Annotated in this window: 9 protein-coding genes and 1 riboswitch; of the genes, 1 reads left to right on the forward strand and 8 read right to left on the reverse strand. The window is 32.0% G+C overall.

The window, feature by feature from the left end; translation table 11 throughout:
- The 4 genes from metH to CN514_RS12525 form a co-directional block, all read right to left on the reverse strand.
- Positions 1-2,588 (reverse strand): methionine synthase (gene metH, locus CN514_RS12510; RefSeq protein WP_141529366.1); only part of this gene is annotated, 2,588 nt, incomplete at its 3' end.
- The gene (locus tag CN514_RS12515; protein WP_098232876.1) at positions 2,585-4,411 is read right to left on the reverse strand and encodes a bifunctional homocysteine S-methyltransferase/methylenetetrahydrofolate reductase; all 1,827 of its coding nucleotides are present in this window, start codon (positions 4,409-4,411) and stop codon (positions 2,585-2,587) included. The genes metH and CN514_RS12515, both read right to left, overlap by 4 nt.
- 80 nt (positions 4,412-4,491) lie before the next feature.
- A riboswitch (SAM riboswitch) is annotated at positions 4,492-4,595 on the reverse strand.
- Between the two features lie 112 nt (positions 4,596-4,707).
- Positions 4,708-6,573 (reverse strand): squalene--hopene cyclase, encoded by a 1,866-nt coding sequence (shc, locus tag CN514_RS12520; RefSeq protein ID WP_098232877.1) that lies wholly within the window; start codon positions 6,571-6,573, stop codon positions 4,708-4,710.
- A 14-nt stretch (positions 6,574-6,587) separates the two neighbouring features.
- Positions 6,588-6,884, reverse strand: a complete 297-nt coding sequence (locus CN514_RS12525) for a hypothetical protein (protein WP_098232878.1) — start codon at positions 6,882-6,884, stop codon at positions 6,588-6,590.
- A 242-nt stretch (positions 6,885-7,126) separates the two neighbouring features.
- Between CN514_RS12525 and CN514_RS12530 the strand changes: the two genes are divergently transcribed.
- A complete protein-coding gene (locus CN514_RS12530) occupies positions 7,127-7,576 on the forward strand; it encodes a hypothetical protein (protein WP_286141664.1) in 450 nt (149 codons plus the stop codon).
- Between the two features lie 137 nt (positions 7,577-7,713).
- Here CN514_RS12530 and CN514_RS12535 read toward each other — a convergent pair whose 3' ends face one another.
- The 4 genes from CN514_RS12535 to CN514_RS12550 all read right to left on the reverse strand — a co-directional run bounded on the left by CN514_RS12535 (position 7,714) and on the right by CN514_RS12550 (position 11,359).
- The gene (locus CN514_RS12535; RefSeq protein ID WP_435817654.1) at positions 7,714-7,962 is read right to left on the reverse strand and encodes a DUF3892 domain-containing protein; all 249 of its coding nucleotides are present in this window, start codon (positions 7,960-7,962) and stop codon (positions 7,714-7,716) included.
- Positions 7,963-8,492: 530 nt separating this feature from the next.
- Positions 8,493-9,395 carry a LysR family transcriptional regulator gene (locus CN514_RS12540; RefSeq protein ID WP_098232880.1) on the reverse strand — a complete coding sequence of 301 codons (903 nt, stop codon included), beginning with the start codon at positions 9,393-9,395 and terminating at the stop codon, positions 8,493-8,495.
- Positions 9,396-9,708: 313 nt separating this feature from the next.
- Positions 9,709-10,413: an HAD family hydrolase gene (locus CN514_RS12545; RefSeq protein WP_098232881.1), complete on the reverse strand. Its 705-nt coding sequence runs from the start codon at positions 10,411-10,413 to the stop codon at positions 9,709-9,711.
- A 376-nt stretch (positions 10,414-10,789) separates the two neighbouring features.
- Entirely contained in the window at positions 10,790-11,359 is a 570-nt protein-coding gene (locus CN514_RS12550; protein WP_098232882.1) for a dihydrofolate reductase family protein, read from the reverse strand.
- Positions 11,360-11,592 lie beyond the last annotated feature (233 nt).

Here is an 11,592-nt window from a genome sequence, read left to right on the forward strand (position 1 = left end):
CTCTTTGTACTAATTTCAGGAACAGGTAATTCAATCACATTGTCTATTTTTTTAATTGCCTTCTTCTTTTCTTCTAATGCTTTTAATTCATCTGGATTAACAATTTTATTTGCTAAATCTAAACCAGTCATCGCGTCATTTGAGTAAACAACTAATCCATCGTAAATTGGCTGAATACGGTTTTCAGTAAACTTTCTAGTTAATGCAGCACCACCAACTAATATCGGTGTGTTAATTCCTGCACTTTTTAAGTCACCAGCTGTAATAACCATTTGTTGAGCAGACTTTACTAATAAGCCTGATAAACCAATAATGTCTGGTTTGTTTTCACGAATCTTTGTAATTAAATCATCTGGTCGAATATTAATGCCTAAATTGACAACATCAAAGCCATTATTCGTCAAAATAATATCAACTAAGTTCTTTCCGATATCATGAACATCACCTTTAACAGTTGCTAAAATGACTTTCCCTTTTCTAGAGCTTTCAGTTTTCTCCATAAATTGCTCTAAAAAGGTTACAGATGCTTTCATTACTTCTGCACTTTGTAATACTTCAGCTACGATTAGCTCATTATTATTGAAAAGTCTTCCAACTTCATCCATCCCTGTCATTAGTGGACCATTAATAATATTTAACGGTGTGTCACCACGGTCGAGACAAGCTTGTAGATCTCCTATTAATCCTTGTTTTGAACCTTCAATTACACACTCAGCTAATCTTTCTTCTATCGGAAGCTGTTCTTTCGGTTTTTCTTCCTTCTTTACTGAATTTCTAAAATGCTCAACAAATTTATCTAATGTTTCTTGAGACGTATGGAATAATAAATCCTCAGCAAGCTCACGTTCTTCTGCAGGAATTGAAGCAAATCGTTCTAGTTTCTCAGTATTTACAATCGCGTAATCAAGACCAGCTTTTGTAGAATGATACAAGAAAACAGCATTTAACACTTCACGTCCAGCATTTGGTAAACCGAATGAAATATTACTTAAACCTAAGATTGTTAAACATTCCGGAAATTCATCTTTTATTAATTTAATGCCATCAATGGTCGCTTTTGCAGAACCGATATATTGCGTATCACCTGTTCCAACAGGGAAAACAAGCGGATCAAAGATGATGTCCGTCGCACGAATTTTATATTTTTCAGTTAATAGTTGATAACTTCTTTTTGCAATTTCTAATTTTCTTTCTGCCGATACAGCCATTCCATCTTCATCAATCGTACCAACTACAACTGCAGCACCATATTTATGAATAAAAGGTAAAATCTTCTCAAATCGCTCCTCCCCATCTTCAAGATTAATCGAATTAATAATCGCTTTACCTTGGATATAAGTCAGTGCTAATTCAATTACTTTTTCATCAGTTGAATCAATCATGATTGGTACTTTTACTTTATTAACTAATTGCTTTATGAAATTTTCAATATCTTCAACTTCATCACGATCAGGGTCTGCCATACAAATGTCGATGACATGAGCACCTTTTTTCACTTGAGCTCTAGCAATCTCTGAAGCTTCTTCAAATTTTCCGTCAGCTATTAAATTTTTAAATTTACGCGATCCAATAACGTTTGTTCTTTCACCGACGAAAAGTGGTCTCATACTATCGTCATATCGAAGTGATTCTAAACCACTAACTGCATGGTCTTCTCTTTTTTTGGGTTGACGAGGAGTTATTCCACTTATCGCTTCTTTCATTGCCCTAATATGTTCCGGAGTTGTTCCACAACAACCACCTATAATATTAATCCATCCTTGTTCAGCAAAATCACGTACTTTGTGCGCTAAAGATTCTGGTGACTCATGATAATGTCCGTCTTCATCTGGTAAACCAGCATTTGGATAACATGAAACAAATGTCTCAGATAGATCTGACAATGAACGAACATGGTCTCTCATAAACTCAGGTCCTGTTGCACAGTTTAAGCCAACTGAAATAGGAGAAATATGTTCAATGGCTAAATAGAAAGCATCAATTGTTTGACCTGCTAATGTTGTCCCCATTGGTTCGATCGTCCCGGAAATCATAACTGGTAATTTTTTATTTAATTCGTTAAATGCATTACTAATCCCAATACAAGCAGCTTTAACATTTCTCATATCTTGACAAGTTTCAACTAATAAAACATCTACTCCACCATTAATTAAGCCAGTTGCTTGTCGATTATATGCAGTAATTAATTCATCAAAAGTCACACCACCTGTAACACTGATTGCTTTTGTTGTTGGCCCCATCGCACCTGCTACATATACATCTTTACCCGATGCCACAACAGCTTTCTTTGCAATCCTTGCTGCAATTTCATTTAATTCAATATCTAAATGCTGTAAATTATAATCAGATAAAACAATATTTGTTGCTCCAAATGTGTTCGTTTCGATTATGTCAGACCCAGCAAATATATATTCCTCATGAATTTCTTGTATAACATCCGGTCTTGTAACAACTAAATATTCATTACAACCTTCATATTCTTCTCCACCAAAGTCTTCTGCTGTTAAATTTCTTTGCTGGATCATCGTACCCATTGCTCCATCAAGAAGTAATATTTTTTCTTTTAATGCGATATCTAAAGTTTTCATAGTTGAATCTCCTCTTTATTGCTGCTTTTAGTAAATTGAATTAAGTCCTCTGTTATTTCATACTTCAAAAATGGAGTGATAAAATAAATGCCGTTAAATTTATCCTTAACATAATCAATAAGCTCTTTTGCGATTTTTTTACCTTCATCAACTGCTCTTTCCGGTTCAACTGATGAAATTCTGTTTCTTACCTCTTCAGATAAAGTAATGCCTGGAACTTCATAATGGATAAAATCAGCATTCTTCTTACTAACTAATGGCATAATCCCAATAAAAATTGGCTGTTTAATATGACGAGTTGCCTCATATAACTTATCAATCGTTTCAAAATCATAAATAGGCTGCGTTAAAAAATAATCCGCTCCCGCCTCGACCTTTTTCTCAAGTCTTTTAATTGCCGCATCAAATTTTCGAACATTCGGGTTAAAAGCTGCAGCGACAGAAAATCTCGTTCCATTTCCTAAGCTTTTACCGGAATATAGTCTACCTTCATTCATTTCTTTAATCATTCGAATTAGTTCAAGTGATGCTACATCATATACTGAAGTTGCACCAGGAAAATCTCCTACCCTTGCTGGATCACCTGTTATAGCAAGAACTTCATTTAACCCTAAAGTTGATAGCCCCATTAAATGAGATTGAAGTCCAATCATATTACGATCTCTACAAGTTAAATGGGTCAAGACTGGTACATCCAATCTTTGAAGCAGTGATGCCATCGCCACATTCGAGATTCTAGGTGAAGCTAATGGATTATCTGCTAGCGTAATTGCATCAGCCCCTGCGCTATGTAAGGCTTTCGCTCCTTCAAAAAACTTTCTAGTTTGTAATGTTTTTGGAGGATCTAGCTCTGCAATGATCGTCGTTCTCTTTTTTGCCTTTTCTGCTAGAGTTTCATTCTTTTGTCCTTCTTGCTTAGGGATTGTAATTTTAATTGTTCTGTTTTTCACATCTTTTTTTGTAACAGGCTGTAAAGTATCAATCTTACTACGTAAAGCAGCGATATGCGCTGGTGTTGTACCACAACATCCACCGATTAATCTTACACCTTGTTCAATAAATGGTTTTGCCATATCTTCAAAATATTCTGGATTCGATTTGTATACGTATTTTCCCTCATTGTATAGTGGTAATCCTGAATTAGGAAATGCCGATAAATAACCATTCGTTGGTAGTGAAACGGTATTTAATGACTCCAACATATGAAGTGGTCCTAGATGACAATTGATTCCAACTACATCTGCACCCAAATCGATTAAATTAGGAAGAATTTTTTCGATATATTGGCCACTTTGCATGACGCCAATTTCTTGTAATGTTACTTGTGCAATAATTGGTAAATCCGTTCTTCCTCTTAATAGATTTACAGCATCATATAATTCATTTTCATCATAAAATGTTTCAAGCATGATCCCATCTACGCCTTCTTCTAGTAAAGCTGAAGCTTGCTCAAGTAGCATTATTTCTCGTTCTAAAGGTGTCGTAAAAGTAGAACCTACATATTTCATTCCACCTATACCACCGATTACTAAAGCTCTTCCTTTTGATGCGGCTCTAGCATTTCTAACAGCCATTTGATTAATTTGCTTAACCAGCTTTTCCAAACCATATTGCCTCAATTTTCCAGCATTAGCACCGTACGAATTTGTTTGAATCACTTCTGCGCCAGCATCTATATATTGTTCATGTATATGAATGATTCGATCACGCTCAGTAATATTAAGTTCTTCAAAACAGCTGTGAAGTCCGCCAGAATACAAAAGTGTTCCCATTGCGCCGTCACCTAAAACAATTCCATCTTGTAACTTTTCCAATAAGCCCATTCAATCACTTCCCGTTTAGATAAAATAAAAAACGCCATTCCCCCAAAAAAATGAGAGAATGACGTTTAAGTACAGATCACGCCTTATCTCTCATGTTTTAAACATGCTGGATTTAGCACTTTTTAGCTGTCGCTAAAGTTGCCGGGTTTCAAAGGGCCAGTCCCTCCACCACTCTCGATAAGGATTATTTAGTTATATTCAATATAAAACAGTTTACTATATTTATATGATAAAGAAAAGACATTTATGGAAAGATTTCCAAAAATAAATTTATTTTGTTTACATAATAGTATTATTTAACTATTTTTATAGTGTGCTAGTGCTAATAGTGGATAAATTTCATTATAGCTATGATAGTGAATATAAAACTGACCAGGTAAACCTAATCCAGTTGGATAAGTTAATGCTTTATTTGATAATTCACTTTGAGTAGTTAAAAATTTAATCCCTTTTCTAATTACTTCATCTTCTTTATTACGAATTGAAAGTAAAGTATCAACTGCCCATGCTGTTTGACTAGGTGTACTAAATTTTAAAGGAACATATTTATTTTTAACAGGTGAAAGACCCGATTCTCCCCAACCTCCGTCTTCATTTTGAATACTTACTAACCATTTCTCAGCTTTTTTAATTGCCTCATGATTTTTAGGAATTCCGACGGCTCTGAGACCAGTAATGGCTGCCCAAGTCCCATAAATATAACAAATACCCCATCTACCATACCAACTACCATTTGATTTTTGGTTTTTTAAAAGCCAATTAACTGTCCTTTTCACAATCGGATCATCGTTTGAAATCGTCGTATAGTGTCCAATAAATTCTAAAATACGTCCAGTTAAATCTGCAGTTGAAGGATCGATGATTGCATCTTTTGCATTTTCAATCGGTAAAAATGTTAACCATTTATTCGTTACATTTTTTTCGAAAGCTCCCCAACCACCATCGTCATTTTGAAGTCCAAGTAAAAAATGAACTCCCCTTAACCAACTTTCATGAATTGAGGACTGATCCAAAGCATTTCTTGTTAATGCCCTTAAAACTGCGCCCGTATCATCATTATCCGGGATAAAAGAATTAACATCAGAGAAGCCCCAACCACCAGGACTTAAATTTTTAGCATGAACCTTCCAGTCACCATTCATATTTTGCTGTTTCTTAATTAGGTAGTCTATTGATTTCGAAACAATCGGATCACTTACCTGGTGACCAGCTTCTTGAATTGCATATGACAATAATGCAGTATCCCAAACTTTTGATGGCGAATTTTGAATATGAAGTCCCGCTTCAGTATCGGCTGCATATGAAAGAAGTCCTTGTAGCGCATTTTGAATGACAGATGAAGTTGCTTCATAGCCTAAAGCCATTAAAGCATAAATCATATAAAACGTAGAACTAGCATAACTATAAAAAGTTCCATTTGTTTCAATACGATCCAGAATAAATCTTTCAGCCTTTTCATTTCCTTTCTGGTGAAAATAGAGAGGATATGAAGCTAGCTTCTTACCTTCCTCAAGTAAAAATTGATAAAAACTCCCTCGCTCTTCGTAAAACCATTCTACCTCACTAGTTTCCAGAAGATGATCGATATTTAGATCGTCATCCAATTTCACTTTAAATCGCTTATTTATACAAAGAATCATTGGAACTAAATGAACTCTAGCATAATTACTTAAATCAAATAAACTTAACGGCATTTTATCCGGTAGCAAAAAATAACTCATTGGAAAGTAAAATAATTTAGGATACTCAATTAAACCATGAGTAGCTAGAATCATTTTTAACATAAAATGCGTTTTTTTAATACCACCGTTTTCACGAATAAATTTTTCAGCTTTCTTCATACTTGAATGTTCTTTTGTATACTTTTTTGAGATTAATAAAGCTATGTAAGCTTGTACTGTTGCATTAATGTTTCCATCTTTTTCATCTTCGTATAATTTCCAAGCTCCATTCGAATGTTGAAGATTTATGATACGATCAATAATCCCATCAATCACCTTTTGATTTTTGTATTCAAGATCCTTCATTAATAAAATCATAAAGCTATCCGTTAGTAATGAACCTTCAAAACAAAATTCCCAAGAGCCATCTTCATCTTGTTTCGTTCTTAAACGATTGATCCGCTCTTCAATATTTCGTAAAACGATATTTTCGAGGTCCATTTTACCACCTCAGTTCAATTTTTTTCTGCCTGATGGTATTTTTCCATTCTCGTTGAATGCTCAATTTCAATTTCTTCAAGATCATCAATTTCTTCTGATACCTCGATTTCTATTTTTTTACTAAAATAATCAATTGAAATAATAAATGCTAAAAGGCTAAACGGTAAAACAATTATTTTAAATCCGAACCAAGTAAATGAATGTAAAATATGAAAATAGCTACCTAGTAACAAGCAATAAATAAGTAATAACAGGTCGATAACAACTACACCACAAAATGATTTTACTATTTTTATTAAAAAAGGATTCAACTAGATCACACTCCATTACTAATCTATGATTTAAATGTGAAATAATGAATTATTCTGTGTAATTTGTACCTGTTACTTGGAAAAAACAACAATTTATTGTGGGAATTTCAGGGTAAATAAATAATTTACTGTAAACTTTCTCTAAAGTATTTAAAAAATTGAAGAAACTATTAAATGTCTAATCAGAAACTATTAAAAGTGAATATAGTGAAAGTAAGGATAGAAAGGAGTGTTTTTTTACTATGGCAGCAGAATTTGATGATTTCAAAGCTTTAAAAGAAGAAATCCTAGAGGTGCTTGCAGCAGCTAATCAAGATGGTTCAATCAATTTTAATTTTTTTAACATAGAAATTAAAGAGAACCGCATCCAAGTCGAACAAAGAGCTGAAGGCGGAGGACAAATTAACCGGAATGTTGGAATGAACGCAAATCAAGGCGGACAAAATGCTAGAGATAATAGCCAAACAGCAAATGATCGTTCACAATTTGCAGATGGAAATGGTAGAAGCGGTATTGCTGGAAGAGATAACGATGAATTAGGCGGACAGCAAGGAATTAAAATCAGAGACAGCAAAATCAAAAGAAGCAGAATCCGAACAGATTCCGAACACAACGAAGGCGCTGGAACTGAAGAAGCAAACGGCGAACAATTCCAATTACCAAGATTAAATAGACTTAATAGAACAGAATAAGTGACTTCCCACTTACAATTGTTCTAAGACTTATTTTCTTAAAGAGTGGACAAGCTATACATCAATTGATGACAAATGAGTAGACCTAATAAAAAACCCACGAGGAAAATTCCTAGTGGGTTTACTTCATTTTTGACTTAAAACTCAGGTAAATTACTCAAATTATTCTCTGCTATTCCATCCGGTTCACTTCTGAGGATATCACGACCATACTTATGGATTACATCTACATGTGCTAACTTCCCGCTTTTAGCTTCCTGTAAAGCTTGAAGATAATCTAGTTCACGATTAAAACTTGTTCTGAAACCAATTAAATCACCATCTTCATTTTTACGAACAGCAACAATATGTTCCTTGTCCTGATTTACTGATTCCTCCACCATCATTTGTTCGTCATCACTTTGATTTCTATACATTTCATATGCTTCTTCAAATCGATCTTGAGTCACTTTTGCATCCTCCTTTTATCATTAGTTTTGCCATTGATGGAGGATGTAAAACTAATTAGTCCTAGATGAAGGTAATCTACTTCAACTTATAAGGCATTAATTAGTATTAACTTACTTTTTACTTAATCAATTTTGAATAAAAAATGCAATTGTAGCAGAAAACAGTGCGATTATTATTGTCGTCATCATAATTTTTTAAAAGAATCTAATTATCACCAAAGATTCTATTATTTACACTTATTAATATACCCTCATAAAAAATCTTTTTTAGATGGAATATATATAGTTGTATCTATGTACTGTTTCATATTGTTATTTTTATAATTCAGTATTGTATAACCTTCTTTATATGAAATTAACTGATTATGAATTTTTTTGTACGCCATGATATTACCAACAAAAAGTATGTGTTACTAGGTTTAAGGAGTCAACCTTGAAGTGCACCCAGCGATTACTTCTTTTATGAATTATACTTTTTTAAAATGCTCTATAAAATCTTCAAGAAACTCATTATACAAATTCGATAAACCTCTTGTTTCTAAATAGATTAGCCAAAAATCAAGTTCAAGTAATTGCATCTGTTTATCCTTCATTGGGATTATTTTCAAATCTCCATTTAATACCATTGGAGAATTCTTTAGTGTAAAGTCGTGAAGATATATAATTGCATCACTTTCTTTTACTAGCTTTAAAAGCATGCTAGTCCTATTTGAACTGATTATCACTTGCTCTGGATTTATTTTCGTAAATTTTAAAATCTGGTTATAATCAGATGTTTCATAAGTTACTAATTTAGTATTTTTTAGATCATTTGGAGTTACAAAGTCTGATGTATAAAAGGGTGAGTTTCTTCCAACTGCTATACATATATGTCCTTTGTAAATGTGCTTATAAGTAATATTTTTAGCTTTTTTCAACTCATCAACTGATGCAGAGATAAACGCAAAATCATAATCTTCCTTATTAAAATTCTCAATAATCTTTGTAGGATTTTGTTCGACTAATTCAAAGGTTAAATCTTCATTTTCTAGATTAAGCTTTACCAAAAAATCTTGAAGTATATAAAAAAAAGCAGGTGCAATTTTTACTTTTAAATGCATTTGATAATTGTTTTTATATATACTCAGTTTTTTATTCATTTCATTTATAGTTTCTAGAACTGAATTTGCTGTTGAAATCACTATTTCACCTTCAAAAGTTGGCGTAATACTTTTTTTGGATCGATTAAAAATTTTTATTCCAAGCTCGTTTTCAAGTTGGGTAATAGACTGACTCAAACCTGGAGTAGATATAAATAGTTTTTCTGCTGCTTTTGTAATCGACTTTTCAATTTCGACAGTGACAATATGCTCCATTTGTTCAAAATTCATATTTATCCTCCGCAAATAATTTTTTTAAAAGTGCAATAAAAACTACTTCTTTATTCTAGCTATTTTAATTCACTATTTAAAATTGATTTAATTTATGTTATTCATTTATGTATTAACTCAAGATGTTTATTTATTATTAAGATATCTATTATCAAAATGCTAGTTCAATTATCACCCATATGTAAAATAGAGGATGATCGATTAAAGATCATCCTCCTTGTTGTTGATCTAATTCATGACTAAGTTCAACAACATGATTGAATAATTTGAAAGAGATGTTAATTGAACTATTAAAAAATAAGAAAAACAGCCCTTAGAGGTTTACTAAATTACCAAATAAAAGTAATTTTATTTCGACAAGTGACTTAATACCCTCTATTCTGTGATTATGCTCAATTTCATCATATGACCATGAATCTCTAATAATATGAATTGCTTTCATCCCTGCATCTAAAGCAGGTACAATGTCACTTCTAAGAGAGTTCCCGATCATTACTGGATTACTTAATTTTTCATTTAACTCCACATAGGTATTTATATCTTTTTTACTTGTAATAAATACGTTATCAAAATGATGCACTAATCCAGTATCCATTACTCGCTTTGTTTGTACGTCTTTTTCACCTAAAGTCAATATTGTCATACTTGCTACATCTTTATGGTTTGATAATTCTTCTATTATAAATGTGTCATTTTGCAGTGGAATATTTACTTTAAATATCGTTTTTGCTAATGATTGTAATTGATCATTGACAATACTTGATATCTCTAAATTAAACCGTGTTGCCAATAAATCTAAAGTTGATTCCCATGCATAAGGGTATCGCGCTTTACTGAACCCCATATCTTTTATTAGTTCTAAATCAATTTTATTAAAAACTTCTTTAATGTCATTTATTATTACTTTTTCATCTAGCGCTTGATGTACTAGATTCGAACATAAATCTACATTATGCCGAAATGCGGCTTGGGTTTGAATTAATGTATCGTCTAAATCAAAAACTAAATCATATTTCATAATTAATTTTTCTCACTTTCCAACTGAACCATTGTTATTAATTTTCACATACGCCTTTTGATTCGGCTTTACTAATTATATATGGTAATTTGCTAAGTGTCCCTAATTTATTCTTAATATAATATAAAAGTAAACCTAAAGTTTGTTTTGCCAATTTCCTATAAAACTATATTTACATTCATTTAGCTAATATTTTTTTAGCAAAAAGAGGAAGGTCCTTAGATCATCCTCTTTTTTTGTTACCCTATTAATGAAGCTTCTGCTAGTTAGGATATCATTATTATCTATAAAAAATTAATTTATTTATAAAATAAACAATTAATAACAAAGTAAAATACATAAAAATTTCTTTAGTTTTCCATTTATCTTAAAAAACTTATTCCTCATTCAAATGATAAGTTACCTGTACAACTCCAGAAGAAAACGTTCTTGTATTCATCATAACTAAATTCTTTCTCTCATTTATGTCAACAAACAAAGGTTTTCCTTCACCCAATATAACGGGATGAATTGATAATCTAAATTCATCTACTAAACCTAAATTTATAAATGATGTAATAAGGCTTGATCCTCCATACAACCAGATGTCTTTGCCGGGTTTTTCCTTCAATTTATTTACTTCTTCAATTATATTTTCATTTATAAATGTTGCATTATTTTCATCTTTTGATTGAGTTCTGGAAAACACATATTTTTCCTTGCTATGTACTAAATTCCACATTTCTTTATCGGATTCAGAGTCATCTATATTTGGATTATAATTCCCCCACAAATCATAGCTTTTTCGACCATATAAAATCGTATCAATTTCATTTAGGAAATTTGTGAATTCCATTTCAGGATCCATTATGCACCAATCAATTTCTCCGTTTTTCCCTTCTATAAAACCATCTAATGTAACCGCTAGATCTAAAATTATTTTTCTATGTTTTATGCTATTTGACAAAACTGTTCCTCCTTATTCGTTTAGACATTTTATTAATCTGGTACTTCTCACTATTAACGAATATTTGTTCTTATTTTGATTATAACAAGCTTGTTTGGTGCTATCAAATATCGGTATTTTTGCTTAAAAGAACTAAAAACATCATGATTTGCTATTTTAGAACGTGTATTCTTAGTTTAATTGCACTTTGATTATTTTTATTTGCAGTTTTGAAATTTTTATTTGTAGTTATC

The sequence above is a fragment of the Bacillus sp. AFS001701 genome, assembly GCF_002559405.1.
In the GTDB taxonomy this organism is placed as follows: Bacteria; Bacillota; Bacilli; order Bacillales; family Bacillaceae_G; genus Gottfriedia.